General features: G+C 49.7%; 22 protein-coding genes, 1 pseudogene and 1 riboswitch. Of the genes and pseudogenes, 12 read left to right on the top strand and 11 right to left on the bottom strand.

All coding sequences use genetic code 11. The features are described from left to right. Window positions 1–139: 139 nt before the first annotated feature. The 4 genes from thiQ to sgrR all read right to left on the bottom strand — a co-directional run bounded on the left by thiQ (window position 140) and on the right by sgrR (window position 5,300). Window positions 140–841, bottom strand: coding sequence for a thiamine ABC transporter ATP-binding protein ThiQ (thiQ, locus tag ACKPVM_RS07395; protein ID WP_409308217.1), 702 nt, complete (start codon window positions 839–841; stop codon window positions 140–142). Next, window positions 828–2,435: a thiamine/thiamine pyrophosphate ABC transporter permease ThiP gene (gene thiP, locus ACKPVM_RS07390; protein ID WP_409308216.1), complete on the bottom strand. Its 1,608-nt coding sequence runs from the start codon at window positions 2,433–2,435 to the stop codon at window positions 828–830. Before thiP ends, thiQ begins: the two co-directional genes overlap by 14 nt. After that, a complete protein-coding gene (thiB, locus tag ACKPVM_RS07385) occupies window positions 2,411–3,424 on the bottom strand; it encodes a thiamine ABC transporter substrate binding subunit (RefSeq protein WP_409308214.1) in 1,014 nt (337 codons plus the stop codon). Before thiB ends, thiP begins: the two co-directional genes overlap by 25 nt. A gap of 50 nt (window positions 3,425–3,474) precedes the next feature. Further along, window positions 3,475–3,604: riboswitch (TPP riboswitch) on the bottom strand. 37 nt (window positions 3,605–3,641) lie between these two features. Then, window positions 3,642–5,300 (bottom strand): HTH-type transcriptional regulator SgrR, encoded by a 1,659-nt coding sequence (gene sgrR / locus ACKPVM_RS07380; RefSeq protein ID WP_409308212.1) that lies wholly within the window; start codon window positions 5,298–5,300, stop codon window positions 3,642–3,644. 90 nt (window positions 5,301–5,390) lie between these two features. On the opposite strand from sgrR, the gene sgrT reads away from it, so the two are divergent. Then, window positions 5,391–5,555 carry a glucose uptake inhibitor SgrT gene (sgrT, locus tag ACKPVM_RS07375; protein WP_409308211.1) on the top strand — a complete coding sequence of 55 codons (165 nt, stop codon included), beginning with the start codon at window positions 5,391–5,393 and terminating at the stop codon, window positions 5,553–5,555. 127 nt (window positions 5,556–5,682) lie between these two features. Here sgrT and ACKPVM_RS07370 read toward each other — a convergent pair whose 3' ends face one another. The 6 genes and pseudogenes from ACKPVM_RS07370 to leuA all read right to left on the bottom strand — a co-directional run bounded on the left by ACKPVM_RS07370 (window position 5,683) and on the right by leuA (window position 11,447). Further along, window positions 5,683–6,249 carry a helix-turn-helix transcriptional regulator gene (locus tag ACKPVM_RS07370; RefSeq protein WP_409308209.1) on the bottom strand — a complete coding sequence of 189 codons (567 nt, stop codon included), beginning with the start codon at window positions 6,247–6,249 and terminating at the stop codon, window positions 5,683–5,685. 24 nt (window positions 6,250–6,273) lie between these two features. Beyond that, window positions 6,274–6,493 (bottom strand): annotated as a pseudogene (locus ACKPVM_RS07365) (hypothetical protein). A 250-nt stretch (window positions 6,494–6,743) separates the two neighbouring features. Beyond that, window positions 6,744–7,346 (bottom strand): 3-isopropylmalate dehydratase small subunit, encoded by a 603-nt coding sequence (leuD, locus tag ACKPVM_RS07360; protein WP_409308208.1) that lies wholly within the window; start codon window positions 7,344–7,346, stop codon window positions 6,744–6,746. 13 nt (window positions 7,347–7,359) lie between these two features. Beyond that, window positions 7,360–8,760, bottom strand: a complete 1,401-nt coding sequence (gene leuC / locus ACKPVM_RS07355) for a 3-isopropylmalate dehydratase large subunit (RefSeq protein ID WP_409308207.1) — start codon at window positions 8,758–8,760, stop codon at window positions 7,360–7,362. Window positions 8,761–8,763: 3 nt separating this feature from the next. After that, on the bottom strand, window positions 8,764–9,855 hold the full coding sequence (leuB, locus tag ACKPVM_RS07350; protein WP_409308206.1) for a 3-isopropylmalate dehydrogenase: 1,092 nt from the start codon (window positions 9,853–9,855) through the stop codon (window positions 8,764–8,766). After that, window positions 9,855–11,447, bottom strand: coding sequence for a 2-isopropylmalate synthase (gene leuA, locus ACKPVM_RS07345; protein ID WP_409308204.1), 1,593 nt, complete (start codon window positions 11,445–11,447; stop codon window positions 9,855–9,857). The genes leuB and leuA overlap by 1 nt, the downstream gene beginning before the upstream one ends. A 429-nt stretch (window positions 11,448–11,876) precedes the next feature. On the opposite strand from leuA, the gene ACKPVM_RS07340 reads away from it, so the two are divergent. The 4 genes from ACKPVM_RS07340 (at window position 11,877) to cra (ending at window position 17,458) form a co-directional block, all read left to right on the top strand. After that, window positions 11,877–13,682: an AMP-dependent synthetase/ligase gene (locus tag ACKPVM_RS07340; RefSeq protein WP_409308202.1), complete on the top strand. Its 1,806-nt coding sequence runs from the start codon at window positions 11,877–11,879 to the stop codon at window positions 13,680–13,682. A gap of 365 nt (window positions 13,683–14,047) precedes the next feature. After that, the gene (gene ilvI / locus ACKPVM_RS07335) at window positions 14,048–15,766 is read left to right on the top strand and encodes an acetolactate synthase 3 large subunit (protein WP_409308200.1); all 1,719 of its coding nucleotides are present in this window, start codon (window positions 14,048–14,050) and stop codon (window positions 15,764–15,766) included. Window positions 15,767–15,768: 2 nt separating this feature from the next. Further along, window positions 15,769–16,260 (top strand): acetolactate synthase small subunit, encoded by a 492-nt coding sequence (ilvN, locus tag ACKPVM_RS07330; protein WP_409308198.1) that lies wholly within the window; start codon window positions 15,769–15,771, stop codon window positions 16,258–16,260. 193 nt (window positions 16,261–16,453) lie between these two features. Then, window positions 16,454–17,458, top strand: a complete 1,005-nt coding sequence (gene cra, locus ACKPVM_RS07325) for a catabolite repressor/activator (RefSeq protein ID WP_409308197.1) — start codon at window positions 16,454–16,456, stop codon at window positions 17,456–17,458. Window positions 17,459–17,503: 45 nt separating this feature from the next. Here cra and ACKPVM_RS07320 read toward each other — a convergent pair whose 3' ends face one another. Beyond that, window positions 17,504–17,944, bottom strand: coding sequence for an L-alanine exporter AlaE (locus ACKPVM_RS07320; protein ID WP_409308196.1), 441 nt, complete (start codon window positions 17,942–17,944; stop codon window positions 17,504–17,506). Window positions 17,945–18,867: 923 nt separating this feature from the next. Between ACKPVM_RS07320 and mraZ the strand changes: the two genes are divergently transcribed. The 7 genes from mraZ to mraY are packed head-to-tail and all read left to right on the top strand — an operon-like array spanning window position 18,868 to window position 26,281. After that, window positions 18,868–19,326, top strand: coding sequence for a division/cell wall cluster transcriptional repressor MraZ (mraZ, locus tag ACKPVM_RS07315; RefSeq protein ID WP_409308194.1), 459 nt, complete (start codon window positions 18,868–18,870; stop codon window positions 19,324–19,326). Window positions 19,327–19,328: 2 nt separating this feature from the next. Continuing rightward, window positions 19,329–20,270, top strand: coding sequence for a 16S rRNA (cytosine(1402)-N(4))-methyltransferase RsmH (rsmH, locus tag ACKPVM_RS07310; protein WP_409308192.1), 942 nt, complete (start codon window positions 19,329–19,331; stop codon window positions 20,268–20,270). Continuing rightward, window positions 20,267–20,587 (top strand): cell division protein FtsL, encoded by a 321-nt coding sequence (gene ftsL, locus ACKPVM_RS07305; RefSeq protein ID WP_409308190.1) that lies wholly within the window; start codon window positions 20,267–20,269, stop codon window positions 20,585–20,587. Before rsmH ends, ftsL begins: the two co-directional genes overlap by 4 nt. A gap of 22 nt (window positions 20,588–20,609) precedes the next feature. Further along, window positions 20,610–22,373, top strand: coding sequence for a peptidoglycan glycosyltransferase FtsI (locus ACKPVM_RS07300; RefSeq protein WP_409308188.1), 1,764 nt, complete (start codon window positions 20,610–20,612; stop codon window positions 22,371–22,373). Next, window positions 22,360–23,847 (top strand): UDP-N-acetylmuramoyl-L-alanyl-D-glutamate--2,6-diaminopimelate ligase, encoded by a 1,488-nt coding sequence (gene murE, locus ACKPVM_RS07295; protein WP_409308187.1) that lies wholly within the window; start codon window positions 22,360–22,362, stop codon window positions 23,845–23,847. Before ACKPVM_RS07300 ends, murE begins: the two co-directional genes overlap by 14 nt. Next, window positions 23,844–25,205 (top strand): UDP-N-acetylmuramoyl-tripeptide--D-alanyl-D-alanine ligase, encoded by a 1,362-nt coding sequence (murF, locus tag ACKPVM_RS07290; RefSeq protein ID WP_409308185.1) that lies wholly within the window; start codon window positions 23,844–23,846, stop codon window positions 25,203–25,205. The genes murE and murF overlap by 4 nt, the downstream gene beginning before the upstream one ends. After that, window positions 25,199–26,281 carry a phospho-N-acetylmuramoyl-pentapeptide-transferase gene (mraY, locus tag ACKPVM_RS07285; RefSeq protein WP_409308183.1) on the top strand — a complete coding sequence of 361 codons (1,083 nt, stop codon included), beginning with the start codon at window positions 25,199–25,201 and terminating at the stop codon, window positions 26,279–26,281. The genes murF and mraY overlap by 7 nt, the downstream gene beginning before the upstream one ends. Window position 26,282 lies beyond the last annotated feature (1 nt).

The following is a 26,282-nucleotide window of genomic DNA, read 5'->3' as shown; positions in this document are numbered from 1 at the left end:
TGAGGTGGAAGAGGAATAGTGCGTCACGGGAATCCTGTTATTAACGTTTAAGTAACCTATTCATATAAGCATAGGTCGTGAAAAAGACACAATACCTACAAGGGATAAAACCCTAAAATTTGTATCAGATCACATTTTTTCAGCGAGGGGCAATTCCCAATATCCGCGCCGCAGGCGTTGAGCCTTCCTGAAGGGCGCGAGTTGGGCCATCATAGCCAATCTTTCCATCAACGATCAGCACGGTACGCTGTGCGATGCGGACGGCGTCATCCAGATTGTGGGAGACCATGAGCAGGGTGAGTTGGCGTGTCTGACACATGCTATCGAGCAGTTCCAGCATTTCTAGTCGTAATGCGGGATCGAGCGCAGAAAACGGTTCGTCCAGCAGCAAAATCGGGCGTTGGCGAACTAGACAGCGTCCCAGTGCTGCACGTTGACGTTGCCCTCCTGAAACCTGTGAAGGGAGTCGGTTGAGTAACGCCGTTAATCCGACGTTATCCGCAATTTGTCTTAACGTCTTTTGTTGTGTGTCGTCCAGACGAAGCCCGGGGTTCAGACCTAGCGCAATGTTTTGCTCAAGGGTCAGATGAGGAAAAAGGTTATTTTCCTGAAACAGGATCGAAACGGGGCGCTTAGCCGGTGGCGTATGCAAATGTGATTCGCCATTCAGGCGCAACGAGCCACTGTCAGCCATCAGAAAACCGGCAATCAGGTTCAGCAACGTACTTTTCCCTGCCCCGCTGGGGCCGAGAATGGCGACGCGTTCGCCTGATTGAACGTGAAAATCAAAATGCATGGGAACGTGTTGATAAAGATACGTCAGCTTATCAAGTGCGATCATGGCGACCTGCCAGTTTTTCAATCAGGGTGAATAATACAAAGCAGATAAGCATCAGCAACAGGGCAGTAACGGCACCGTCCGCGCTGCGATAGGAACCCATTTGCTGATAAAGATAAAAAGGTAACGTGCGGAATTGCTCGCTGCCGAATAGGGCGATAATGCCAAAGTCGCCGATCGATAAGACACAGGCAAAGGCCAATGCTTGCGCCAGCGGTTGTTTTAGTGCAGAGAGTTCAATGATTCTCAATCGCCGCCAGCCCTGTAGATCCAATGACAAACAAAGCTGATTGTAGCGTTCAGCGACATCGTACATCGGGTTTTCCAGTACTTTAAGCGCATAGGGGATCGCCATGAGCGCATTGGTCATCACAACTAACGCGTAAGGAGAATCCGGTAATCCCACCGTATTGTTAAACAATAAAAAAAATCCGGTTGCCAGTACGATACCTGGCATCGCGAGGATCAACATACCGCTTAGATTCATCAGCTGACCGTACAACGTTTGTTGGCGCAACTTCAATTCTCTGCTGCTCCAGAGCAGCATCATCGTTAGGATGATACATAACAGCCCCGCGCTTATTGCAATGCGCAGCGACGTAAACAGGGTTTGCCATAAGACGGGTTGTTGCAATACCACAAGGAGCGACAGGTTAACGCCATCCACGATGACGGCCAGTAGCGGTGGGATGACTAAAAGTAATAACGCGCTAATTAGTAGGCTGTCACAAAGCTGACTATACCGACTGTCTTGCGGGTTACGCCACACCAACTGCTGAGTGTGACCAACAGGTAAAATACGTCCCAATCGCTGACTGAACAGCATGAGTCCGAGACAGCAAACCATCTGGATCAATGCCAGTAATGCCGCGCGTGAAGGATCGTAGTCAAAACTAAGGGCTTGATAAATGGCGAGTTCGATAGTGGTGGCTCGTGGACCGCCGCCAAGAGACAACACAGTAGCGAAACTGGCGAAACACAGCATGAAAATAAGCGCGGCGGTTGGCAGAATTTGTCTGCGCAGCGCAGGCCATTCGACGAGACAAAAGTGCTGCCAGCCGTTCATGCCCAATTGCGCGGCCAACTGGCGTTGTTCGGTTGCGATACTTTCCAGCGTTTGTAATAACAAACGAGTTGCCAGCGGCAGATTAAAGAAAACGTGCGCCAGCAGGATCCCTTGCAGACCATAAGGTGAGAATGGATAGGGAAGCCCTAAAAATGTCAGGAGTTGTGCCAGCCATCCTTGACTGCCATACACGCTGAGCAGACCAAATACGGCGACCAACACGGGAAGCACCAATGTCATGGCGCACAGTCGCATTAGCCAGCGGTGGCCGGGAAAGCGGCGTCGGTACAATGCTCTGGCAAGAAATGTGGCCGGTATGGTTGAGAATAATGCAGACAATAAAGCCTGCCAAAAGGTGAAACGAATGACATGCCACAGATAGCTGTCATGCCATAGCGTTTCCCACTGACTCTCGGGAGCCTGTAGCCAGAGCGCCCCGAAAGCCAGCGTAGCGACAGTAATGAGCAGCGCAGCAGCCAATAGTCCTGGCCATACGCTGCCTGCTGTCAATGACTGACGGCGCGTTGCCATGCCTGAATCCAGCTATTCCTTTTTTCTGCGACCTGTTGGGCGCTGTATTGCAGTGATTTTTCTGGAACGGGCAGTGCGGCAAACCCAGCGGGCAACTCGGTGGATATCACCGGATACATCCAGTTGGTCGTGGGGATCGCCTGCTGGAATGTCGGACTTAATATGAATTGCATAAACCGTTTTGCCAGTTCTGGCTGCTTGCTGGCGGCTAACTGACCTGCGACTTCAATTTGCAGGTAATGCCCCTCGCTGAAGTTGGCCGCCGCGTAATTTTCTTTTTTCTCTTCAATGATGTGATAAGCCGGAGACGTGGTGTAACTGAGGACCAGATCGGCCTCGCCTTTCAGGAACAAGCCGTAAGCTTCACTCCAGCCTTTGGTCACCGTAACGGTTTTCTTTGCCAGCTTTTGCCATGCCTCGGGGGCCTGTTCGCCATACACTTGTTGCATCCACAGCAGTAACCCCAATCCCGGCGTACTGGTGCGTGGATCCTGATAAATCACTTTCCATGGTTCGGCACTGTCGATCAGTTCATGCAAACTCTTGGGCGGATTTTTGAGTTTCTCTTTGTTATAGACGAAAGCGAAATAACCGTAATCATAGGGCACGAACGTTGCATTACTCCAACCGCCGGGCACTTTAAGCGCACGGGTATCAACACTATGTTGGGTAAACAAGCCGGTTTGTTCCGCAGCCTGCAACAGGTTATTGTCTAATCCCAGAATGATGTCCGCTTTACTGTTTTTACCTTCCATACGCAGTCGGTTCAATAACGATGCGCCATCTTCCAGCGCGACAAAATTGAGCTCACATTCACACTCTTTTTCAAAGGCGGTTTTAATGACCGGACCAGGCCCCCATTCGGACGCGAAGGAATCATAGGTATAGACGGTGAGCGCAGGTTTGGCGAAAACCGGTGCGGAAAGCAGTAATAAGCAGGGCAGGCTTTGTCTCAGCAGGATGGCTGAACGTTTTAATAATGATGTCATGAACACTTTGCACTCCTGAAAATCATAGGGTGGCAAAGGATTTTGAGTCAGCGATGAGCACTCTCAAATCCCTTCGCCGGTATTAACCGGATCAGGTTCGACGGGTGTTTTCTCAGCGAAAAAGCGTTACGCCGCGGTCTATCCTGTGGCGAAACCTGTTCCGCACCCCGTTGAGAACGAGTCATTGTAAAGGGTTCAAGGTCGCAGGGAAAGGTTCTCAGTTTTCCGGCGGCACAAACCAGGCCGATTTGAAGTCAAACCAGCCCAGCATGTTCATACGAATCCCGCGCATACTGCGCTGACCTTGCAATTGCAGCCAATGATGGAGCAAAGGATGTAACTGACCGCTGTTGACCAACTTATCGCACCACTCTGCGATAGGAAGCGCATGGGTACGCCATTGGTGCGCATCCTGATGCAGATCGTCATCCAGACAATGTTGCATCAGTGGTAGCTCATAAAGCATGGCGAATAGCGAAAATTCGAGGGGAAGGTAGCAGTTCACGCTACTGAACCAAATATCACTTTCGCTGTTTCCCTGATACCAGTCTTCGTAACTGACGGTTTGAACGTGTAGATGGACATCATGCTTTGCCAATAGTTTACGCATGATTTCACTCAATATTTGGTATTCAGGATGCGCCTGATAAAAGGTGAGTGTGACGTGCTCAAGGCCGTGGGGTTTGGGTAATGGCGTACTGGGCTGTTGATGATGCCAGCGAGGAAGTAGGCTGTAAGCCGGTGACCAGTCTCGCTGATGGGCGGCATCGGCATGGCTTAGCAGCGCAATGGGGTTAAATACCTGCCAGAGCCAACGACGAATGTCAGGATGTTTGGCTAGCGGCGAGCGTTTATCAAACATAATGAAATAACAGCCTTCTTCCATCCTGCTTTCCAACTGTTCGTGACGGGAATCATCGGACTGCACTTTGACAGAAACGGGCATTTCTTCCGGCTCATCTGGTAATACCCAGATATTGACCTCGTCAATAAGCGCTCGATAACCATAATAGTCATCAAAGGCACGTATTTTCATATGGTTGTTGTTATTGCTGACAACGGCGTAAGGCCCGGTGCCAATCGGGTGTCTGGCAAAATCGGGCAGCGTTCGCCATTCCTGAGGCAGGATCATGGCCGGCACACTGCCAAGCAGCCACGGTAACCAGTTATCGTCACTCTTTAACCGCACGTCGATGACAAAAGGCATAGGCGAGGTGACACTGTCGATATGACAAAACAGAGGGAGTTCCGCTAGCCGGGTCAGTGAGGTGATGACATCATTCATCGTGAGCTCACGTCCATGATGAAAACGGATTGACGGGCGTAGATAAAAGCGCCAACGCAAGGGTTCCAGTCTCTGCCAGTGATGTGCCAGATCGGGTTCCAGTTCCCCGTTTTCCTCATTTATATTGGTTAATCCGCTGAATATTTGTCTGGCGATATGCATTTCTGAGCGTCGTAGCGCTGAACCGGGCAGTAAATTACGCAATGGCCGGTAATACAGGATACGCAGTATATGTTTGCCTTGACGAAAGCTACGACCAAGATGGGACAAGAGCATTTGGCGTACGGTTTCTTTGTCACCGACAAGCTGAACCAGTTGATCGATACGATCTTGTTCCAATAAATCCTCTGCCCGCTGCTCTTTCAGCGCGAGACCGGTATAAATGAACGAAAGCTGTGAGCGTTTTCCTCTGCCTGCTTCTGCCTGCCAGGTTAGCCAACCCTGTCGTTGCATTGCCCCCAACAGTGAACGGATATGACGGCGCGAGCAGCTTAATATGGCCGCCAGTTCTTGCAGTGTGGTATCGGTCGATTGCCCTTGAAAGTGTTGCCACAGGCGAATGAACTGCTGTTGAAGACGGTTGGAAGACATAAAAGAGGAACTCCCGGTCTTAAAGTCATCAATTTATCTTTCCCTATATTACGCTGATACTTTTGCATAATGAAAGCGTGGAGGTGGCTGATGGCGATTTCCCAACGGTATGCATTCTATCGTGATTATTTCGTGGCATGTCGGGCAACGTGGTTACGTTGGATATCTGTTCAACAGCGAATGGCGTTATTGCAACAGGTTACCCAGTGGCAAATTGAATCCTTGTCGGAAGAGGAATACCGCCGCTGGCTCTAGCGAACGGTAACGGTAGTGAGAAAAGCATTCTGAGTAATGGTGTATTTCACCAGCCAGCGGTTTTTTCGCTGGCTTTTTTTATGATGAGCGTTGTGCTTGTCACCCTACGTGCTGCTATGACGTCACGTTAAAAATTGCTTCCAACGATTTTTGTGGCCGGTTTGACATCGCTAAGCAGAGTGGAGTAATGCTCCAGTTTGTCTTTCTGGCTGGTGTTACGTAGCTGCAATGCCAGATTGATGGTAGCCAGTTCACTGGCATGGTCAGCAATTTCCTGCGGTATTTTCTTCTGTTTCGCGAGCCAATCGGCCACTTCACTCCAGTCCCACAGCGGAGACGATCCCTTCAGTCGCTGGACGGGGGAAGGAAAATCACCGGTTCCGCGCTTGCCATCCTTAAGCAGTGCGATTGCCTGACGCGACATGGCGGATAATGCGGCGATGTCACTGAGCCCGACCCACGCCGCATCAACGGATTGAACACGGGCACCAATACCCGCTGATTCAATATCATGAATGGCGCTAATGATGGCTTCAGAAAAATAGGGGCTTTCCCGATCAAATTCTAGATAGACGGTATTACCATAAAAGCAGATGAGGGCATCGTCGCAACGGCTGGAAAAGAGAGCATTTTCCAATCCTGCGGTTGTGGATGTCACACCAGATAGCGTGAGAGAAAAATGGTAAGTAGCCATACGTGACCTCGGTAACCGGTTTTTTTATGCTTTTCTTAACATGCTCTGACAGCTATCCACTTTGCGATGGATTTGTTTCGCATGATTTTCTGGGTTTGCGGGCGTCGACCAAATGCTCATCATATGGTCAGCATGGCCGGGCATGTCACATATAAGCCGACCAAAAGCTGGGCTTCAATCTCCAACCTCGTGACAGTGCATATTCAATGGCTGCTTGAATATGCTTATTCGGGTGTTTTTTCATTGTCATCCTGAATAATGAAGTGATAATAATCTTTAGTGTTGACAGATGTCAACGATGGCGTGTCGAACTAGAGTGGAATATATCGTTTTGCAGTTTGCAATATTGATGAACAGGCTGAAATTGCGCAGCGTTTCGCAACCATTTTTAATTAAAAAGCCTCACATCATTGCTGATGTGAGGCGGTGATGCCAGGCAGAATAAAACGTATCAGGCTAACGGAATGACGATAGCCTTTGCCCGCATACTGCAATCAATGCAGGAATGCTGGCTGGTTTTTCTCATATTCTGAGATAGACGCTTCGTGTTGTAGCGTCAGGCCAATACTGTCTAAGCCGTTGATCATGCAGTGACGGCGGAAACTGTCAATTTCAAACGGGTAGTGTTTGTCCCCTGCGTGCACGACCTGATTCTCCAAATCGACAGTAAAAGTAATCCCTTCTTCGCCTTCCACTAGCTTGAACAACTCGTCTATTTCCGCGTCACTCAGCTTCACGGGCAGTAATTGGTTGTTGAAAGAATTACCGTAAAAAATATCGGCGAAGCTGGGGGCGATCACGACTTTGAAGCCGTAATCAGTCAGCGCCCACGGCGCGTGTTCACGAGACGAGCCGCAGCCGAAGTTTTCACGAGCCAGCAAGATGCTGGCACCTTTATAGCGTGGTTTGTTCAGTACGAAATCAGGATTGGGGACTTGCCCGGCTTCATCCAGAAAACGCCAGTCATTAAACAGGTGCTGACCAAAACCGGTACGCGTTACCTTTTGCAGAAACTGTTTTGGGATAATCGCATCGGTATCGACGTTAGCAGCATCCAGAGGAACCACCAGACCGATGTGTTGCGTAAATTTAGCCATGTTGGTGTCTCTCTTAATTCAGTTCACGAATATCAGCGAAATGCCCGGTCACCGCGGCGGCGGCGGCCATTGCCGGGCTGACCAGATGGGTGCGTCCGGCACGTCCCTGACGTCCTTCAAAGTTACGGTTACTGGTTGACGCACAGCGTTCGCCGGGGTTCAGGCGGTCATTGTTCATCGCCAGACACATGGAGCAACCTGGCAGACGCCATTCAAAGCCCGCTTCGATAAAGACTTTGTCCAACCCTTCCAACTCAGCCATGGTTTTGACTGGTCCGGAACCAGGTACGACAATGGCCTGAACGCCTTGAGCGACCTTACGGCCTTTGGCAATTTCAGCCGCAGCACGTAAATCTTCAATACGCGAATTGGTGCAGGAACCAATGAACACTTTGTCGATAGCCACGTCCGTCAATTTAATTCCGGGTTGCAAATCCATGTAGGCCAACGCTTTGGCAGCGGAAGCGCGCTCAACCGGATCGTTGAATGAATCAGGAAAAGGAATCAATTGATCGACTGCGATAACCTGACCTGGATTCGTTCCCCAAGTGACCTGTGGCGCAATCTGCGCGGCATCCAGTGTCACCACCGTGTCGAATGTTGCATCGGCGTCTGATTTCAGCGTGCTCCAGTAAGCCACTGCTGCATCCCAGTTGGCCGCTTTCGGTGCAAATTGACGCTCTTTCAGGTAGTTGAATGTGGTTTCATCTGGTGCGACCAAACCTGCTTTTGCGCCCATTTCAATAGCCATATTGCACAGCGTCATTCGGCCTTCCATGCTCAGCGCCTGAATGGCATCACCGCAGAATTCAACCACGTGTCCGGTACCGCCTGCACTGCCGGTTTTGCCGATAATCGCTAATACGATATCTTTTGCTGTGATACCTGGAGCGGCATTTCCCGTAACTTCAATCTTCATGGTTTTTGCGCGACCCTGTTTCAGCGTCTGCGTTGCCAGCACATGCTCAACTTCCGATGTGCCGATACCAAACGCCAGCGCACCGAACGCACCGTGCGTCGCGGTGTGGGAATCGCCGCACACAATGGTCATGCCCGGCAGGGTCATCCCCTGTTCTGGGCCGATAACATGAACAATACCTTGAAACGGATGGTTCAGGTCATACAACTGCACGCCGAATTCAGCACAGTTCTTGATCAGTTCCTGCATCTGAATACGCGCCATTTCACCGCTGGCGTTGATGTCTTTGGTTTGTGTGGAAACGTTGTGATCCATCGTTGCAAAGGTTTTATTGGGCTGGCGAACCTTGCGGCCCATTGCACGTAAACCATCGAATGCCTGTGGTGACGTCACTTCGTGTACCAAATGGCGATCGATATACAACAACGGTGTTTCATTCGGCGCTTCGTGAACCACATGCGCATCAAATAATTTTTGATATAACGTCTTACCCATGGTTTATGCCCCTTGAGCCACAAAACGAGCAATAACATCGCCCATTTCACTGGTGCCGATTGCGTGACTTTCACTGGCCAGATCGGCGGTACGATAGCCTTCTGCCAATGCCGTATTAACTGCTTTTTCGATGGCGTCCGCAGCGTCATCAATACTCAGACTGTAGCGCAGCAGCAGCGCCAGAGATAAAATCTGAGCGATAGGATTGGCAATATTCTTACCTGCGATATCTGGCGCTGACCCACCTGCTGGTTCATACAGGCCAAATCCCTGATCGTTGAGACTGGCCGAAGGCAGCATTCCCATCGAACCGGTAATCATGGCACACTCATCTGACAGAATGTCGCCGAACAGATTGGAGCACAGCATCACGTCGAACTGAGACGGATCTTTAATCAACTGCATGGTGGCATTATCGATGTACAGGTGAGACAGTTTTACATCTGGATATTCTTTAGCGATTTCGCTCACGATTTCACGCCACATAATAGAGCTTTGTAAGACGTTGGCTTTATCGATCGATGTTACGATGCCGCGACGTTTGCGAGCGGATTCAAATGCGATATGTGCGATGCGTTCGATTTCAAAACGGTGATACACCTCAGTATCGAAAGCTCGCTCATATTGGCCGCTGCCTTCGCGTCCTTTGGGTTGACCAAAATAAATACCGCCCGTCAGTTCACGCACGCACAGAATATCGAATCCTTTGGCGGCAATGTCGCTACGCAGCGGACAAAATGCTTCCAGCCCTTGATACAGGCGAGCCGGACGCAGGTTGCTGAACAGCCTGAAATGCTTACGTAACGGTAATAATGCTCCCCGTTCCGGCTGTTCCGCCGGGGGTAAATGTTCCCATTTCGGACCGCCAACTGAGCCAAACAGTACGGCGTCAGCTTGTTCGCAACCTGCAATAGTTGCCTGCGGCAACGGTGTGCCCTGACGATCGATAGCAATGCCACCAACGTCGTATTCACTGGTGGTAATCCGAAGATTAAAGCGTTGGCGTACGGCATCTAATACTTTGTGGGCTTGCGCCATTACTTCCGGGCCAATTCCGTCTCCGGGTAAGACGGCGATATGGTAGCTCTTTGTCATCACACTGTTTCCTGACTGTTTTGTTGTTTGCTGTCGTTTTGTTGTTTATCGTGCTGCAGGCGTTGAATTTCTTTTTCTACCTGTTGGGCACGCTTGATGTTGTTTAATACATTTACCATTGCCTGGGCGGAAGACTCAACGATATCCGTTGCCAGACCGACTCCGTGGAATCGACGACCTTGATAATCGGCGACGATATCAACCTGACCTAAGGCATCTCGGCCTTGTCCTTTGGCGGTCAACTGGTATTTCACCAGTGAAACCTGATAGCCGGTAATACGGTTAATCGCCTGATAGACGGCGTCGACTGGCCCGTTACCCGTGGCGGCTTCTGCCTGTGTGTCATCACCACAGTTCAGTTTGACGGATGCGGTTGCCATGACGCTTGAACCGGACTGTACGCTGAAATAGTCCAGACTATAAAAATCCTGTTCTTCCTGCTGGCTGTTGATAAACGCCAGCGCTTCCAGATCGTAATCAAAAACCTGACCTTTTTTATCAGCCAGTTTGAGGAACGCGGAATACAGATTATCCAGACTATAATCGCTGTCTTTGTAGCCCATCTCTTCCATACGGTGTTTGACTGCCGCACGTCCGGAACGGGAAGTCAGGTTCAACTGGATTTCTTTCAGACCGATAGACTCTGGCGTCATGATCTCGTAGTTTTCACGATTTTTCAGTACGCCATCCTGATGAATACCAGAGGAGTGTGCGAAGGCGTTCGCGCCTACGACCGCTTTGTTGGCAGGGATTGGCATATTGCAAATCTGACTGACTAATTGGCTGGTACGATAAATTTCCTGATGATTGATGCTGGTCTGTACGTTCAAAATGTCGTGGCGGGTTTTTATTGCCATGATCACTTCTTCCAGCGAGCAGTTACCGGCACGTTCGCCGATGCCGTTCAACGTCCCTTCTACTTGGCGGGCCCCAGCATGAACAGCAGCCATCGCGTTGCCGACCGCCAGACCCAGATCGTCGTGCGTGTGAACAGAGATGATGGCTTTGTCGATATTGGGGACGCGTTCGTACAGCGAGGCGATGATATTGCCGAATTCGTGAGGCATGGTGTAACCGACAGTATCGGGGATGTTGATCGTCCGGGCACCCGCATTGATCGCAGCTTCTACCACACGGCTCAGATCAGCAATGGGTGTCCGTCCCGCATCTTCACAGGAAAACTCGACATCATCAGTATATCGGCGGGCGTGTTTGATCATATAAACGGCGCGTTCGATAACTTCATCCAGTGTGCTACGCAGTTTGGTCGCGATATGCATTGGTGACGTGGCGATAAACGTATGAATGCGGAATGCATCTGCAACACGCAGCGCTTCGGCAGCCACGTCGATGTCTTTTTCTACACAGCGGGTCAGCCCGCAGACCCGACTATTTTTAATATTGCGGGCGATAGTCTGTACAGATTCAAAGTCACCAGGTGAGGACACCGGGAAGCCCACTTCCATCACGTCTACTCCCATGCGTTCCAGCGCCAGTGCGATCTGAAGTTTTTCTTTTACACTCAGACTGGCCTGCAGCGCCTGTTCACCGTCACGTAATGTGGTATCAAAAATAATGACTTGCTGGCTCATCGGTTTAGTTCCTTGTCATGTTTGCTTGGCGCCGCTCGGGATGATATGTAAAAAAAAACCCGCGCATCGGCGCGGGTTTTTTATGAGGTGGCGTGAAATCAGTTCTGAACCTCGCCCACCGGCATACCGCGCAAAGTAGATGCGTCTAGTAGTAGGCCTAGTAGGAAAGCGAAGTTAAACATGGTTTCTCGTTACCTGAAATTCAATATGCTCTTATTGGTACTTTATTTCTGTGGGTATGTCAATCACTCATTTGATGTGACAGGGGTCAAGTAAGCTATCAATTGCGGGTTCTTTATGTCTGAAAGATCGTTGCGGTTTTTAATCATCACGGTAGACTGCAGCCAAAATAATATACAACTGTACGCTGAAATCTTTTTTTCAGGCGTTTTTATCTATCCATTTTTCACAGAACGATAGTTTTTACAAATGAATAATCCTTTACAGCCCTATCATGTGGTACGCCGGGTACAACATCAAATTGCGCATTGTTCAGGGCGCATTGCGTTGCGTGAATGGACGCCAACCGAAGAGAAACAACTGACCTGGGCACAGGCTGGATGGCGCATTCGGCGAATCGCGAGTGCGCTGTTGGCATTAGGGCTGGATGTGCAGGAAAGAGTCGCTATTTTTGCTTATAACTCACTTGACTGGGCACTGGCTGATTTATCTTTGCTGCACCTGCGAGCGATCAGCGTACCCATCTATGCCACTAATACTGCATCACAGGCCGCTTTCATTATTAATGATGCGGATATTCGCACTATTTTTGTGGGCAATCAGGCACAGTTTGACGCGTTGCTGACATTACGCGACGCGTGTCCGCAACTGCGCAATATTATTGTCATGGATGAAGGTGTGAATTTACGCGGCTGTGACATTGCCATTTCGTTGAATGAATTTGAATCTCAGGCGGTGGAAGAGTTCTGGCAAGGGGAATGGCAGCAACGTATTGATCGCTGTGAATTAAGTGATCTGTTTACGCTGATTTATACCTCTGGCACCACGGGTGAACCTAAGGGTGTGATGCTGGATTATACGAATATGGCGATGCAGCTTAAGCTGCACGAGCAACGTTTGAACGTCTCTGAAGCTGACAGATCACTATGCTTCCTGCCGTTATCGCATGTGTTCGAACGCGCCTGGAGCTTTTTCATCATGCATAGCGGTGCGCAGAATGTGTATCTCCGTGATACCAATTGGGTGCGGGATGCTATGCAGGCCGTTAAGCCGACAACGATGTGCGCGGTCCCTCGTTTCTATGAAAAAGTGTATAGCGCCGTGCATGAGAAAGTTGCTCAGGCTTCCTGGTTTCGTCGACACCTGTTCCACTGGGCTCTTTCCCAAGGGCAAGCCGTTAGTCAGAAACAACGTTCGGGAAAACGCCTCGGCATATTGGCAGGCATAAAACATCGTTATGCCGATCGCCTTGTGCTTGGCAAATTACGTCAAACGTTAGGCGGGCAGATACGTTTCATGCCTGCCGCGGGCGCACGGTTGGATGACAACATTATCCAGTTCTTTCTATCCATGGGGATTCGTATTGTATACGGCTATGGGATGACAGAAACCTGTGCGACGGTTTCCTGCTGGGAAGAGCAGCATTACCGGTTAGGGTCGATCGGTACGCCTTTGCCGGAAATAGAGGTTCGTATCGGCGCGGATAATGAGATTCAGGTGCGTGGCGCGACGGTGATGCGTGGTTATTTCCACCGTCCTCAGGAGACCGCCGAGGTGTTCACTGATGATGGCTGGCTTAAAACGGGTGATGCTGGTGAACTTGATACGGAAGGCAATCTGTTCATTACTGAGCGTCTGAAAGACCTCATGAAGACGTCAGGCGGTAAATACATTGCGCCTCAATATCTGGAAGGCACGCTGGGGCAGGATCGTTTTATCGATCAGGTTGCGATCATTGCGGATACGCGTAAGTACGTTTCCGCCTTGATTGTTCCATGTTTTGAAGCGGTGGAAGAGTATGCCCGTTCCATTAATCTGAAGTATCAGGATCGGCTGGAATTACTGAGACACAGCCATATCATTGAATTGTTCGAGCAACGTCTGCGTGAGATGCAAAAAGAGCTTTCTCGTGTTGAACAAGTAAAAAGGTTCACGTTGTTGCCTGTCCCATTTTCGATGGAAGAGGGCGAGCTTACACCAACGCTGAAACTGCGCCGCAAGGTGATTAATCAGCGTTACCAGTTGGAAATTGATGCGATGTATGCGGAGTCCTGAGTATTCATCGTGTGACGTTAAAGTGCGGAGCGTAAAACGTCGCTCCGCACTTTAATATGTGATGTTTTGCTATTAAGATTTCACTCTGCTATTTGCTGTCTTTGCGACAAAATTTTCAGGCCTTAAGACCACCCATTAGCGTTTTATCTCAATTATTCTTCTTTCTGCGATTCATTTCCTTGTTTTTCCCTTTCTGCGGCGAAGCGTTGCTGTTTGCTTGCACCGGAATCTAGCGTTATTGTAATTGGTTATATTTAAAGCCCCATTTAATTAAAAATGTTATGCAATCAGACGTAGTCTGTACCAGACTGATTTCAAGGGGCATACAGAAGCGAATCCGTTTTCTGAACAAAAGAGGCAAACCCATGGAGATGTTGTCAGGCGCCGAGATGGTGGTCCGATCGTTGATCGATCAGGGCGTAAAACATGTGTTCGGCTATCCCGGTGGCGCGGTGCTGGATATTTATGATGCTTTGCATACGGTTGGTGGTATTGAACATATTTTAGTTCGCCATGAACAAGGTGCTGTGCATATGGCCGACGGCTATGCGCGTGCTACGGGCGAGGTTGGCGTGGTGCTAGTCACGTCCGGACCTGGTGCAACTAACGCCATCACCGGTATTGCGACCGCTTACATGGATTCAATCCCTCTGGTGGTATTGTCAGGGCAGGTGGCGACATCGCTGATTGGTTATGATGCCTTTCAGGAATGCGACATGGTGGGGATTTCTCGTCCTATCGTGAAGCACAGTTTTTTGGTTAAACATGCTGAAGATGTCCCTACGGTTCTGAAAAAAGCCTTTTATCTGGCATCCAGCGGGCGTCCTGGCCCGGTAGTGGTGGATTTGCCGAAAGATGTGATGAATCCGGCTAACAAACTGCCTTACGTTTATCCTGACCATGTCAGTATGCGTTCCTATAACCCAACGGTTCAGGGACATAAAGGGCAGATCAGACGTGCGTTGCAAACGTTATTGGCGGCTGAAAAGCCGGTGATCTACAGCGGCGGTGGCGTGATCAATTCAGGTTGTCATGAGGAACTGCTAGCCTTTGCTGAAAAGCTGAATCTGCCCGTGACATGTTCATTGATGGGGCTGGGGGGTTTCCCCGGCACGCACCGCCAGTGTCTTGGTATGTTAGGTATGCACGGCACTTACGAAGCCAACATGGCGATGCATCATTCTGATGTGATTTTTGCTGTCGGTGTGCGCTTCGACGATCGCACAACGAATAATTTGGCGAAATATTGCCCGAATGCGACGGTGCTGCATATTGATATCGATCCCGCATCCATATCAAAAACGGTCGATGCGGATATTCCCATCGTGGGGGATGCCAAGCAAGTGCTAAGCCTCATGCTTGAATTGCTGGCACAGGATGAAGCCTCGCAGCAGTTCGATGCGTTGCGTGATTGGTGGCAGAACATTGAGCAATGGCGTGGCCGTCATTGCCTGAAATACAGTTCGGAAGGTGACAGCATCAAGCCTCAGGCAGTGATTGAAACACTGCATCGCTTAACATCAGGCAAGGCTTATATCGCTTCCGATGTCGGGCAACACCAGATGTTTGCTGCACTCTACTACCCCTTTGATTTACCGCGCCGCTGGGTGAACTCTGGTGGGTTAGGTACGATGGGTTTCGGCTTGCCTGCGGCATTAGGGATCAAGCTTGCGTTGCCGGAAGAAACGGTTATCTGCGTGACGGGTGACGGTAGCATCCAGATGAACATTCAGGAGCTGTCTACTGCGTTGCAGTATGATTTGCCGATTGTGGTCGTCAATCTGAACAACCGTTTTCTTGGTATGGTCAAACAGTGGCAGGACATGATTTATTCTGGTCGTCACTCAAGTTCCTATATGGAATCATTACCGGACTTCGTGAAACTAGCGGAAGCTTACGGTCATATTGGCATTTCCATTACCACTCCGGATGAACTGGAAGGTAAGTTGGCTCAGGCGCTGGCGCAGAAAAACCGACTGGTGTTTGTCGATGTTACGATTGACAGTAGTGAGCATGTATACCCTATGCAAATCCGTGGTGGTGCGATGGATGAAATGTGGCTTAGCAAAACGGAGAGGACCTGATAATGCGTCGGATTTTATCAGTATTGCTGGAAAATGAATCAGGTGCATTGTCACGCGTTATTGGTCTGTTCTCACAGCGTGGTTACAATATTGAAAGTCTAACGGTTGCACCGACCGACGATCCAACACTATCGCGTATGACGATTCAGACCGTTGGTGACGAAAAAGTGCTCGAGCAAATCGAGAAACAACTTCATAAGTTGGTAGATGTACTGCGGGTGAGTGAATTGATTCAAGGGTCCCATGTTGAACGGGAAATCATGCTCGTTAAATTACAGGCCACAGGATATGCACGTGAAGAGGTCAAACGCTGCGCTGATATTTTTCGCGGGCAAATCGTTGATGTGACGTCTTCGTTGTACACCGTCCAATTGGCTGGTACCAGTGATAAGTTGGATGCTTTTTTGAATGCCGTACGTGAAGTAGCAGAAATCGTGGAAGTGGCACGTTCGGGAATTGTCGGTGTCGCTCGCGGTGATAAGATCATGCGTTAAACGTATTTTCACTGCTTTTTCTTTTCAGAGGCTCGATAATACTGTTATCGGGCCTCTTCATTTTTTACGGCGATGCCTTATATGTGATAAAAGCGGTTGCCGTACAGCAACTTCTGCTGTTAGATCTACGCCATATCCATGATGAACCTATGGTCATCGCTATTTTATTTATCCGGCTTACTAAGGGGTTAACGTGAAACTGGATGAAATCGCACGTCTTGCGGGCGTTTCACGCACTACCGCCAGCTATGTGATTAACGGGAAAGCTAAACAATATCGCGTCAGCGATAAGACCGTTGAGAAAGTCATGGCCGTGGTGAGAAAGTACAATTATCATCCTAATGCCGTCGCCGCCGGGTTACGGGCCGGACGTACGCGTTCTATTGGTCTTGTTATTCCGGATCTGGAAAATACCAGCTATACGCGAATTGCCAATTATCTGGAGCGTCAGGCCCGACAACGTGGTTATCAACTGTTGATTGCCTGTTCGGAAGATCAACCTGATAACGAAATGCGTTGTGTCGAGCATCTGCTGCAACGTCAGGTTGATGCCATTATTGTCTCCACCGCATTGCCACCGGAGCATCCCTTTTATCAACGTTGGGCGAACGACAGTTTGCCTATTATTGCATTGGATCGGGCGTTGGACCGCGAGCATTTCACCAGCGTGGTGGGTGCCGATCTGGAAGATGCCGAGATGTTGGCTCAGGAATTAAGGAAAATCCCGGCAGAGTCAGTGTTGTATCTTGGCGCGTTACCGGAACTTTCTGTTAGTTTCCTTCGTGAACAAGGGTTTCGTCAGGCCTGGGCTGATGATCCGCGTACAGTTGATTATCTTTATGCTAACAGCTATGAACGAGTGGCTGCGGCGACAGTATTTGCTGATTATCTTAAAGACCATCCGATGCCGAAGGCGCTTTTCACCACCTCTTTCCCGTTGTTGCAAGGCGTGATGGATGTGACGCTGAAGCAAAGCGGTCGTTTGCCAAATAATCTGGCTATAGCAACGTTTGGCGATAATGAATTACTGGATTATCTGGAATGCCCGGTGCTTTCCGTTGCTCAGCGTCATCGTGAAGTCGCCGAGCGGGTGTTGGAATTGGTGTTGGCGAGTCTGGATGAACCGAAAAAACCCAAGCCGGGATTAAATCGTATCCGGCGTAATCTCTATCGCCGGGGTTCCCTCAGCCGATACTAAGCATCGTATTTTTACTTCGCCATACCTTTTCTGTGTATGGCATTTTTATCCAGAAACCGCCACCCGAAAAAGCCGGCGACAATATTCCAGAAAATAGCCGTACAAGATGCCCATAACCATAGAGATCACGGCATTGCTGGTCACTGCTGTCAGAATTTGCGACGAATCGGCACCGATCGTCAGCAGGATAGCAACATAGACTGGAGACTGAAAACTGACATAGGCGAACAAGTCGGCCAGATTACGCACGATAAAGTGATCTGAACCGTGATGTCTGGCGAAGCGGAGGATTCGATCGCGGTAGAGTCCATAAGGCCAGGCAATCAATATGTTGACAGGGATAGACAAGAGCCGTGAAGACAGCGATTGATCAAAACTCATACCCGACAGAACGATCTCGATCGCCATACCCGTGATAAAGCAGTACACCACTAACGCAAAGGTATCTGCTGTTGCACTACGTAATCTTGATGTTGGGGAAAACATACTTGTTCACTCCGAATTGAAGCCTGTACCCGTCATACTGCAACTCGAATTCTTAAGGGCATAAGATAAGTATCAGTTATGTTATCTATAAAGGAATATTGTTTTGCATTGTTATCTTTGAGTAGTTTACATCACTGCATAATGATTAAATAAGTAGCTATAAATATTTATTTTTAATCCTATCGTCATTTTTTTCGCTACTTTATGTTTGGTTTGTTATTTTTTGGCGTATTTATTACGCTGATTTTTATGAAAAATATTATTTTTCAATTGGTTGTGTTGTGGCAGTGTTGAAGTGAATTTGACGTAAATAGCATTAAAGAAAGGAAGGAATTACCTGCAAGGAAATGATCATTATGTTCGACGATCTTTTTGGGGGATAGAAGAATGGAGAGAGTGTGAACTATTTATTCTGTGTTCATCAAAATAGATTTTTCTTTTTTGTTGTCCGATTCCTGCGATTAAAAATGTAAATTAAAGCAAATTGGCTGATTAATAAAGAATCGACGATACCAATGTCAGAAATGTGACGTTGAGCAAGTACTGGCAACCGCGGTATAATTGTCCGTGCTAAGTGAAAGCCTTGTGACGCAAGGCGTTAGGCGGTCTAAGACTATTCTGGAAACATTTATATTTGGTATCATCCTGTGACAAGAAAAATAATCAGCCAGCGAAGAATGGTGGCTATATCCTCGCGCAATTTGATTTGCTCAACCAATTTCTCTTAAATTTTCATGACGTTAATCTTTATTAATTCTCTGCCGTTATTCTTTTTGCCTTTATGACAACTCAATATCATGCAGAAATAATTCCAAAGCACGCCCGCTCTGGCTTGACAAGGTTTTAATACCCTCCGTACACTCTTCAATGTGGGAATTTGTGGGGTAAAGTGGTGAAAAAGGTGATGAAGGGGTAATTCAGGCATGTTTCGAGGGGCTACGCTGGTTAACCTCGACAGCAAGGGGCGGCTTGCCGTACCAACCCGTTACCGGGATACGCTGAATGAGGAATCGCAGGGTCAAATGGTTTGCACCATTGATCTCCATCAGCCGTGCCTGCTGCTTTACCCTTTGCCTGAATGGGAAATTATTGAACAGAAGCTTTCTCGTTTGTCGAGCATGAACCCGGCCGAACGGCGCGTTCAGCGTTTGTTGCTCGGGCACGCGAGTGAGTGCCAGATGGATAGTGCCGGGCGTTTGTTGCTAGCAAACACGCTACGACAGCACGCTGGTCTGAAAAAAGAAGTGATGCTGGTTGGGCAATTCAACAAGTTTGAATTGTGGGATGAACAGACCTGGTATCAACAAGTCAAGGAAGATATAGACGCTGAACAGTCGGCTCAGGAACCGTTGTCTGATCGATTGCAGGACTTATCACTATAGACATGCCGGATAATTATAAACATACCACCGTACTGCTTGATGAGGCTGTTAACGGTCTGAATATTCGCAGCAACGGGATCTATATAGACGGGACGTTTGGCCGCGGTGGTCATTCTCGCCTGATTCTTTCCCAGCTTGGGCCGGAAGGGCGTCTGCTGGCGATTGATCGTGATCCTCAGGCTATTGAAGCGGCTAACGCGATCAACGATCCGCGTTTTTCTATTATTCATGGCCCTTTTTCCGCACTTGCTGAATACATTGCAGATCGCGATCTGACAGGGCGTATTGATGGTGTGTTACTGGATCTGGGCGTTTCCTCTCCGCAGCTTGACGATCCAGAGCGTGGTTTCTCATTTATGCGTGATGGGCCTCTGGATATGCGGATGGACCCCACTCGTGGGATGTCGGCGGCGGAATGGCTTATGGGTGCAGAGGCCGATGATATTGCCTGGGTATTAAAAACGTTTGGTGAGGAGCGTTTTGCCAAACGTATTGCTCGCGCCATTGTTGAGCGTAATCGTACAGAGCCGATGACGCGGACAAAAACGTTAGCTGAATTGATTGCTGCCGCTAGCCCGATTCGTGAAAAACATAAACATCCGGCAACGCGGAGTTTTCAGGCTATCAGGATTTATATCAACAGTGAGTTGGAAGAAATTGAACAGGCTTTGAATGGGGCATTGAGCGTTCTGGCACCATTTGGCCGTTTATCTGTCATTAGTTTCCACTCTCTGGAGGACCGGCTTGTTAAGCGCTTTATTCGTCATCAAAGCCGTGGTCCGCAAGTTCCGCCTGGAATGCCGTTGACCGAAGCGCAACTGCGTAGTCAGGGGGGGCAAACGTTAAAAGCCGTGGGGAAAATGATGCCTTCTGAGCAGGAAGTTGCAGAAAACCCTCGTGCGCGCAGTTCTGTTTTACGGTTCGCGGAGAAATTACCGGCATGATAGGTAATGAACGCCATGGGCTGGTGGGGGTCATCGGTGAGGATTTACTTCGCCATGCCAAGTTGCCCATTTTGCTGATGGTTGCCGTTCTCGTCTCGGCCGTATTTGTGGTGACGACAGCGCACAAAACGCGCTTGTTGACGGCGGAACGTGAACAATTGTTGCTGGAACGAGACGCGCTGGATATCGAGTGGCGCAACCTGATTCTGGAAGAAAATTCGTTAGGGGATCATAGCCGCGTAGAGCGGATCGCGACGGAAAAACTGCGGATGGGGCACGTTGATCCGTCACAAGAAAATATTGTGGTTAAGCAATGAACGAATAGGCGCCCAATAAAGCATGAAAGCAGCCCGTACAGGAAAGTTAAAACGCCCAGAAGATCAAGCCAGCTTTGTCAGCTGGCGTTTTGCGTTGCTTTGTAGCTGTATCCTGCTGGCGATGGTGGGGTTGATGGTGCGCGCTGCTTATCTTCAGGTGATTAATCCTGAACAACTGGTGCGTGAAGGCGATATGCGTTCTTTACGTGTACAGGAAGTGCCGACATCACGCGGTATGATTAGCGATCGTGCCGGGAGACCTCTGGCTGTGAGCGTGCCGGTTAATGCCGTGTGGGCCGATCCGAAAGTCTTGAATGAGCAGGGCGGTATCACGCTGGATACGCGGTGGAAAGCGCTTTCCGATGCGCTGGAAATTCCTCTTGATCAAATGGCCGCCAAGATTAATGCCAATCCTAAAGGACGTTTTATTTATCTTGCCCGTCAGGTAAACCCCGCTATCGGCGAATATATTCACAAACTCAAACTACCCGGCATTAACCTGCGGCAGGAATCTCGCCGTTATTATCCTTCCGGACAGGTTACTTCTCATCTTATTGGTTTTACCAATATTGATGGCGAAGGTATCGAAGGTGTGGAAAAAAGTTTTGATCGCTGGCTTACCGGAAAACCGGGTGAAAGAACGGTCCGTAAGGATCGTTTTGGGCGAGTGATAGAGGATATTTCATCGGTAGACAGCCAGGCTGCCCATAATCTGGCGTTGAGTATTGATGAACGCCTACAGGCACTGGTTTATCGTGAGTTAAATAACGCGGTGGCGTTTAACAAAGCGGAATCGGGTACCGCAGTACTGGTTGATGTGAATACGGGTGAAGTGTTGGCGATGGCGAATAGCCCGTCTTACAATCCCAATAATCTGGCAGATACGCCTAAAGACGTGATGCGTAATCGTGCCATTACCGACATTTTCGAGCCGGGTTCTACTGTCAAGCCGATGGTCGTCATGACCGCGTTGCAGCGTAACGTCATAAAAGAAAATAGCGTGCTAAATACACTACCGTATTACGTCAATGGCCATGAGATCAAAGACGTTGCACGTTATAGCGAACTGACCCTTACCGGGGTTTTACAGAAATCGAGTAACGTCGGTGTATCAAAGCTGGCGTTGGCGATGCCGTCCTCTGCGTTAGTTGATACTTACTCTCGTTTTGGATTGGGAAAAGCGACCAATTTGGGGTTGGTCGGAGAAAGCAGTGGCTTATATCCTCAAAAACAACGGTGGTCTGACATAGAGAGGGCCACTTTTTCTTTCGGCTATGGGCTAATGGTAACACCGTTACAGTTAGCGCGAGTCTACGCCACCATAGGCAGCTTTGGCGTTTATCGCCCGCTGTCGATTACCCGAGTTGATCCCCCTGTGGCTGGCGAGCGGGTTTTTCCTGAAGCGCTGGTTCGCACCGTCGTCCATATGATGGAAAGCGTCGCGTTGCCAGGCGGGGGCGGCACGAAAGCCGCGATAAAAGGTTATCGGATTGCCATAAAAACGGGGACGGCCAAAAAGGTAGGGCCTGACGGCAAGTATATCAACAAATACATTGCCTATACCGCAGGTGTCGCACCTGCCAGTAATCCAAGGTTTGCCTTGGTTGTTGTTATCAATGACCCACAGGCAGGGAAATATTACGGTGGCGCAGTTTCGGCCCCGATATTTGGTGCCATCATGGGAGGGGTTTTACGTACGATGAACGTAGAACCTGATGCGTTGCCCTCCGATGACAAAAATGAGTTCGTAATTAACAGAGAAGAGGGTTCAGGTGGCAGATCGTAATTTGCGCGATTTATTAGCGCCGTGGGTGCAAGACACTCCGGCGTGTGTGCTGCGGGAAATGATATTAGACAGCCGCGTTGCGGCTGCCGGGGATCTGTTTGTGGCGGTTGTTGGCCATCAGGCAGATGGGCGGCGTTATATCCCTCAGGCAATCGCGCAAGGTGTGGCAGCAGTTGTTGCTGAAGCTGAAGGCGAAGCCAGCGATGGCACCATTCGTGAAATGCATGGTGTGCCAGTCGTTTATCTGAGCAATCTTAGTCAACGTCTTTCCGCGCTGGCTGGTCGTTTCTATCGGCAACCTGCGGAGCAGTTGCAACTGATCGGGGTAACGGGGACGAACGGCAAGACCACGACGACACAACTGTTGGCGCAGTGGAGCCAGGCTCTGGGTGCAACCAGCGCCGTCATGGGCACGGTGGGGAACGGTTTGTTGGGACGTGTGGTGCCAACAGCAAATACCACTGGGTCGGCCGTGGACGTGCAGCAGGTACTCAGTCAACTCGTTGATCAAGGTGCCACCGTTACGGCGATGGAAGTGTCTTCTCATGGTTTGGTCCAGCATCGGGTGGCCGCTTTACCGTTTGCTGCCGCGGTTTTCACTAACTTAAGCCGAGATCACCTTGATTACCATGGTGATATGGAAAGCTATGAAGCGGCTAAATGGTCGTTGTTCTCTGAGCATCATGTGGGGCAGGCCATTATCAATGCGGATGACGAAGTTGGACGCCGCTGGCTGAGCAAACTGCCTGATGCCGTTGCGGTGACAATGGAAAGTAACCTTGTTCCAGGCTGCCGCGGACGCTGGCTAAAAGCAACATCAGTCGATTATCACGATAACGGCGCGACTATCCGCTTTGATTCAAGCTGGGGACCCGGTGAAATTCAGAGCAAGTTAATGGGAGTGTTCAATGTCAGTAACATGCTGTTGGCGCTGGCGACCTTGCTCTCGCTTGGCTACCCGCTCAGCCAATTAATGGTCGCTGGTTCACATTTGCAGCCAGTGTGTGGTCGGATGGAAGTGTTCCATGCTGAAGGTAAACCGACGGTTGTTGTCGATTATGCACATACGCCGGATGCCTTGGAAAAGGCGCTTGAGGCTGCACGCCTGCATTGTCAGGGACAACTGTGGTGTGTATTTGGCTGCGGTGGGGATCGTGATAAAGGTAAGCGCCCACTTATGGGTGGCATCGCTGAACAATTAGCCGATCGTGTGATTGTCACCGACGACAATCCGCGTAGCGAAGAACCTCAGGCTATTGTGGCGGATATTTTAACCGGATTACTGGATGCCGGTCGTGCTCAGGTAATTTCCGGCCGTGCTGAAGCGGTAACCAGTGCCATCATGCAGGCAAAAGAAAATGATGTGGTGCTGGTCGCGGGCAAAGGGCATGAAGACTACCAACTGATCGGCAATCGTCGTCTGGATTATTCGGACCGCATCACCGTCGCTCGTTTGCTGGGGGTGATCGTATGATTCGAGTGTCCCTACAGCAACTTACTTCTGTACTCAGTGCTCAATTGATAGGTGAGAGCATTGATATTGACGATGTGTCGACGGATACCCGTAAATTGTCTCATGGTTGCCTGTTTGTTGCGTTAAAAGGCGAGAAGTTTGATGCCCACGATTATGCGTTAGACGCAGTGAAAAACGGTGCGTCGGCTCTGCTGGTCAGTAAGCGCTTACAAGTAGAGGTTCCCCAGTTATTGGTGAAGGACACGCGTTTGGCCTTAGGAAAACTTGGGGCTTGGGTCAGAGAACAGTCGGCGGCTCGCGTCGTGGCATTAACCGGCTCTTCCGGTAAGACATCCGTTAAGGAAATGACGGCGGCTATTTTGCGGCAATGTGGAAATGTGCTCTATACCGCCGGTAACTTCAATAATGATATTGGCGTGCCGTTGACATTGCTGCGTCTGACGTCAGCGCATCAATTTGCAGTCATTGAATTAGGTGCGAACCATATTGGTGAGATTGCTTATACCGTCGATCTGGTGCGTCCGGAGAGTGCATTGGTTAATAACCTTGCGGCCGCACATCTGGAAGGATTTGGTTCTCTGGCGGGTGTGGCGCAGGCAAAAGGCGAAATTTTTTCCGGCCTTCCTGCTGATGGCGTGGCGATTATTAATACCGATAGCCATGATTTTCCGCATTGGCAAACCGCGCTGAATCATAAAACGGTGTGGCGTTTTTCGCCTCAGGCCGCTTGTGATGTCGATTTTTTTGCCAGCGATGTTGAGTCGCTACCTCAGGGGACGCGATTCAACTTACATACCCCGTTTGGACAAACCGTTGTTACGTTGCCATTACCGGGACGTCACAACGTGGCGAATGCGCTGGCCGCCACTGCCTTGGCGATGTCTGTTGGCGCGACACTTGAGGCTGTGAGTCATGGTCTGGCGCAGCTTGAGGCGGTGCCTGGTCGTTTGTTCCCGATTATTCTGGCGGACGGCAAATTGGTGCTGGATGACAGCTACAACGCGAATGTTGGATCGATGACGGCGGCGGCCCAGGTACTTTCTGATATGCCCGGTTACCGAGTGATGGTGGTCGGTGATATGGGTGAGTTGGGTAATGATGCCGCCGAATGTCATCGCCAGGTCGGTGAAGCGATACGTGTCGCTGGGGTCGATAAAGTGTTAAGCGTAGGGACATTGAGTGAATTGATTAGCCGGGCTAGCGGTGATGGTGAACATTTTCAGGACAAACCTGCGTTGACGGCTCGTCTTAACAGATTGGTGGCTGAGCACCAGACCATCAGTGTATTGATAAAAGGCTCCCGCAGTTCCGCGATGGAGCAGGTAGTTCAAGCATTACAGGAGCATGCAAAATGTTAGTGTGGCTGGCCGAGCATTTGGCCAAACTTTATACCGGCTTTAACGTCTTTTCCTATTTGACGTTCCGCGCCATTGTCAGCCTGCTGACCGCATTGGTTATTTCCCTCTGGATGGGGCCTCATCTAATCGCTTGGCTACAGCGTTTGCAAATTGGTCAGGTTGTTCGTAATGAGGGGCCGGAGTCGCATTTTAGCAAACGCGGTACACCGACGATGGGTGGCGTGATGATTCTGGCCTCCATCGTTATTTCGGTATTGATGTGGGCCAATCTTGGGAACCCCTATGTTTGGTGTGTGCTGTTCGTCCTGATGGGGTATGGCGCGGTCGGTTTTGTTGATGACTATCGCAAAGTTGTGCGTAAAGACACGAAAGGACTGATCGCTCGCTGGAAATATTTCTGGCAGTCGGTAATCGCGCTGATCGTTGCCTTTGTCATGTATTCGATCGGTAAAGATACGCCAGCCACACAGCTTGTGGTGCCGTTTTTCAAGGACGTGATGCCGCAACTGGGGTTGCTTTATATCGCATTGGCTTATTTTGTCATTGTCGGTACCAGTAATGCCGTGAATCTGACCGATGGTTTGGATGGCCTGGCTATTATGCCAACGGTTTTTGTTGCTGCGGGGTTTGCCTTGGTTGCCTGGGCGACTGGGAACATGAATTTTGCGGGTTACCTACATATTCCGTATATCCGCCATGCCAGTGAATTAGTCATTGTGTGCACCGCGATCGTGGGGGCCGGGCTGGGCTTTCTGTGGTTTAACACGTATCCGGCACAGGTCTTTATGGGGGATGTCGGTTCTCTGGCACTAGGCGGAGCGTTAGGCATTATTGCCGTCCTGTTACGTCAGGAGTTTTTACTGGTAATCATGGGTGGCGTATTCGTTGTCGAAACGCTGTCGGTCATTTTGCAGGTAGGGTCCTTTAAACTGCGTGGCCAGCGAATTTTTCGCATGGCGCCTATTCATCATCACTATGAGCTTAAAGGGTGGCCGGAACCGCGTGTGATTGTGCGTTTCTGGATTATTTCGTTGATGCTGGTGCTTATTGGCCTCGCAACACTGAAGGTACGGTAAA

The organism is Pectobacterium hainanensis, assembly GCF_046237015.1.
GTDB lineage: Bacteria > Pseudomonadota > Gammaproteobacteria > Enterobacterales > Enterobacteriaceae > JBJYIN01.
The sequence above is the reverse complement of the archived record's forward strand: the minus strand, read 5'-3'. Positions and strand labels throughout refer to the sequence as shown.

What these genes read in the sequence shown, in the direction of transcription:
- thiQ (WP_409308217.1), bottom strand. Translation starts at nt 841, where the DNA reads ATGATCGCACTTGATAAGCTGACGTATCTTTATCAACACGTTCCCATG.
- thiP (WP_409308216.1), bottom strand. Translation starts at nt 2,435, where the DNA reads ATGGCAACGCGCCGTCAGTCATTGACAGCAGGCAGCGTATGGCCAGGA.
- thiB (WP_409308214.1), bottom strand. Translation starts at nt 3,424, where the DNA reads ATGACATCATTATTAAAACGTTCAGCCATCCTGCTGAGACAAAGCCTG.
- sgrR (WP_409308212.1), bottom strand. Translation starts at nt 5,300, where the DNA reads ATGTCTTCCAACCGTCTTCAACAGCAGTTCATTCGCCTGTGGCAACAC.
- sgrT (WP_409308211.1), top strand. Translation starts at nt 5,391, where the DNA reads ATGGCGATTTCCCAACGGTATGCATTCTATCGTGATTATTTCGTGGCA.
- ACKPVM_RS07370 (WP_409308209.1), bottom strand. Translation starts at nt 6,249, where the DNA reads ATGGCTACTTACCATTTTTCTCTCACGCTATCTGGTGTGACATCCACA.
- leuD (WP_409308208.1), bottom strand. Translation starts at nt 7,346, where the DNA reads ATGGCTAAATTTACGCAACACATCGGTCTGGTGGTTCCTCTGGATGCT.
- leuC (WP_409308207.1), bottom strand. Translation starts at nt 8,760, where the DNA reads ATGGGTAAGACGTTATATCAAAAATTATTTGATGCGCATGTGGTTCAC.
- leuB (WP_409308206.1), bottom strand. Translation starts at nt 9,855, where the DNA reads ATGACAAAGAGCTACCATATCGCCGTCTTACCCGGAGACGGAATTGGC.
- leuA (WP_409308204.1), bottom strand. Translation starts at nt 11,447, where the DNA reads ATGAGCCAGCAAGTCATTATTTTTGATACCACATTACGTGACGGTGAA.
- ACKPVM_RS07340 (WP_409308202.1), top strand. Translation starts at nt 11,877, where the DNA reads ATGAATAATCCTTTACAGCCCTATCATGTGGTACGCCGGGTACAACAT.
- ilvI (WP_409308200.1), top strand. Translation starts at nt 14,048, where the DNA reads ATGGAGATGTTGTCAGGCGCCGAGATGGTGGTCCGATCGTTGATCGAT.
- ilvN (WP_409308198.1), top strand. Translation starts at nt 15,769, where the DNA reads ATGCGTCGGATTTTATCAGTATTGCTGGAAAATGAATCAGGTGCATTG.
- ACKPVM_RS07320 (WP_409308196.1), bottom strand. Translation starts at nt 17,944, where the DNA reads ATGTTTTCCCCAACATCAAGATTACGTAGTGCAACAGCAGATACCTTT.
- mraZ (WP_409308194.1), top strand. Translation starts at nt 18,868, where the DNA reads ATGTTTCGAGGGGCTACGCTGGTTAACCTCGACAGCAAGGGGCGGCTT.
- rsmH (WP_409308192.1), top strand. Translation starts at nt 19,329, where the DNA reads ATGCCGGATAATTATAAACATACCACCGTACTGCTTGATGAGGCTGTT.
- ftsL (WP_409308190.1), top strand. Translation starts at nt 20,267, where the DNA reads ATGATAGGTAATGAACGCCATGGGCTGGTGGGGGTCATCGGTGAGGAT.
- ACKPVM_RS07300 (WP_409308188.1), top strand. Translation starts at nt 20,610, where the DNA reads ATGAAAGCAGCCCGTACAGGAAAGTTAAAACGCCCAGAAGATCAAGCC.
- murF (WP_409308185.1), top strand. Translation starts at nt 23,844, where the DNA reads ATGATTCGAGTGTCCCTACAGCAACTTACTTCTGTACTCAGTGCTCAA.
- mraY (WP_409308183.1), top strand. Translation starts at nt 25,199, where the DNA reads ATGTTAGTGTGGCTGGCCGAGCATTTGGCCAAACTTTATACCGGCTTT.